Annotated in this window: 1 protein-coding gene; it reads left to right on the top strand. The window is 63.8% G+C overall.

Annotated features, from left to right (window positions below):
• Nucleotides 1-61 precede the first annotated feature (61 nt).
• A partial coding sequence (locus CH296_RS28270; RefSeq protein WP_143546467.1) for a hypothetical protein occupies nucleotides 62-538 on the top strand: 477 nt, incomplete at its 3' end.

Below are 538 nucleotides of genomic sequence, written 5' to 3'. Positions count from 1 at the left end.
CGGCGGCAGTGATGACCGATGCGGCGCGATCGCACGGCAAGTACTCGGGTTGGACGCCGCGATGACACCGAAGGTACGGATTCCGTTCGCGCCCGGCGCTGTTCGTGAAGCGTTGCACGCCGACGCCGATCTGACCGAGCATATTCCGAAGGAACTGATCACCACGCGTGACATTCCCGAGAACATCGTGCGACCGTTCATCGTCATCCGCGGTGCCGGAACCAAGGGCGACGACCCGATGCTGCGCAAGCCGTTCGTGCAGATCGACGTCTTCGCCCCACCTCCCGCGATTCTGCGGAGCGAGCCGCATCCGATCCTTGCCGATCCCGAGGAAGTTGCATGGGATCTGGCGGGGCTGTGCGGGGAGATCATCGGTCACACGACCAATCGGCCGTTCCGTAACTGTTCGTGGAACGGTCGGTGGATCGACGGCCCCGGCAACGGGCCGCAGATCGACAAGTCACGCGGTGACGACATGCCGCTATATCGCCAGACGGTGCGAGTCGAACTGACCGTCACCGTCCGAGAACACCCCACT

This window comes from Rhodococcus sp. 14-2496-1d (assembly GCF_002259365.1).
Classification (GTDB): Bacteria; Actinomycetota; Actinomycetes; order Mycobacteriales; family Mycobacteriaceae; genus Rhodococcoides.
This window is presented reverse-complemented; position numbering and strand designations above follow the sequence as displayed.